This is a genomic window from Mesorhizobium sp. P5_C1 (genome assembly GCF_054049815.1).
In genome coordinates this window covers 1-1,419 of the sequence record NZ_JBFULQ010000927.1, presented here as the reverse complement: position 1 = coordinate 1,419, position 1,419 = coordinate 1, and the positions used below count along the sequence as shown (strand labels likewise).

Below are 1,419 nucleotides of genomic sequence, written 5' to 3'. Positions count from 1 at the left end.
GAGATCAGGAACCCCTTCGATACCGGTACGTTGACCAGACAAGCCGGGACCTGTCCCGGCCTTCGCGGGTGGCGCGGAACTCCGCCGCCGAAATCCACATTGAGCGCAATGAAAGGCAAGGCCATGGGCTTCTTTTCGAAGGACATCAAAACACTCGACGATCTCTTCGTGCACACGTTGCGCGACATCTACTACGCCGAAAAGCAGATCGAGAAAGCGCTGCCGAAGATGATCGACAAGGCAACCGACACGCAATTGAAAGCCGGATTCAAAAAACACCTCGACCAGACCAGGGGCCATATTGATCGCGTCGAACAAGTGTTCGAGTTGCATGGCATCAAGGCCAAGACAATCAACTGCCCGGCAATCGACGGCATTCTCGAGGAAGCCGACGATGTGAGCGGCGACGTCGATGACAAGGAAGTTCTGGACGCGGCGCTGATTGCATCAGCACAGGCCGTCGAACACTACGAGATGACACGGTACGGCACGCTCATTGCCTGGGCCAAGCAGCTCGGCCGAAGCGACTGCGCCAACGTGTTGGCCAAGAACCTCAGGGAAGAACAGGCGACCGATCGCAAGCTCACCGAAATGGCGGAAAGTAAGATCAACCTGCTGGCAGCCGAATAAGGCTACTCGGTTCGGCCGGCCGGCGCATTTAGCCAGCCGGCTGAGCAAAACGTCCCCTCTGAGTGGAGACCCGAAGCGACTCCCCGTAAACCGGAGATCGAACGTCCAGCCGCGGTCGAATCCACAAAAGGTGAGAAGACGTTTGCGCTGGTTGCCGGAATCGCCGTCGGCGGAGGCGTGGCTTCTTGGCCCCGAATGTACAGAAATAACCAAAAGTCGCAGCGACGGAACTATCTTATTCAAGTCGGGATTTATAGGTCGCCATCGGGGGATTCCCTACGATGGCTCAGCCACGATTGATTTTAATACGCCCTCCGGGCCCCCCCATTGAAATCAATGACTTAACCGTCAGACTGTCAAGCGTTTCGAAAATCCATCCGTGGCAACAATTTGGCAACAGGGTCAGAAATAATCGTCGGGGGAAACGAAAAAACCGGGCTCAAATCGAGCCTCTTTGAGGCATTTCCCGATGACTATGGAGGCCGGGAGAGAGCCGAGAACCCAAAAGGTGATGGCGGTCCAGAAGATGCTCATATCCAGGATCTCCTTTCTGGAAATCAACGGTCAGCCGTGCCGGAAGGTTCCTGGGCAACAGAAGTGACAAAGCCCGCCACCGTGAGGCCGCGGGCTAAAGGTGCAAATTTGCGCAGGCTCAATTGTGGTCTGGACGCCCTGATTGTCTCAAGCGCCGCAACTCCTGCCTTGAGCTTCGACAGACCTTCGCTCAGCACAGCTTCGATAGCACTGCGTTCCTGGATGTCATCGATGTCGGCGCCACGCTGCGAAAAC

At 56.2% G+C, this 1,419-nt stretch carries 3 protein-coding genes; 1 reads left to right on the top strand and 2 read right to left on the bottom strand.

Annotated features, from left to right (window positions below):
• Positions 1-123 precede the first annotated feature (123 nt).
• Positions 124-630 carry a YciE/YciF ferroxidase family protein gene (locus ACXJ7R_RS32665; RefSeq protein ID WP_457155400.1) on the top strand — a complete coding sequence of 169 codons (507 nt, stop codon included), beginning with the start codon at positions 124-126 and terminating at the stop codon, positions 628-630.
• Between the two features lie 402 nt (positions 631-1,032).
• On the opposite strand, the gene ACXJ7R_RS32660 is transcribed toward ACXJ7R_RS32665, so the two are convergent.
• The gene (locus ACXJ7R_RS32660; protein WP_457155399.1) at positions 1,033-1,164 is read right to left on the bottom strand and encodes a hypothetical protein; all 132 of its coding nucleotides are present in this window, start codon (positions 1,162-1,164) and stop codon (positions 1,033-1,035) included.
• 23 nt (positions 1,165-1,187) lie between these two features.
• Positions 1,188-1,419: hypothetical protein (locus ACXJ7R_RS32655; RefSeq protein ID WP_457155398.1), on the bottom strand; the 232-nt coding region annotated here is incomplete at its 5' end.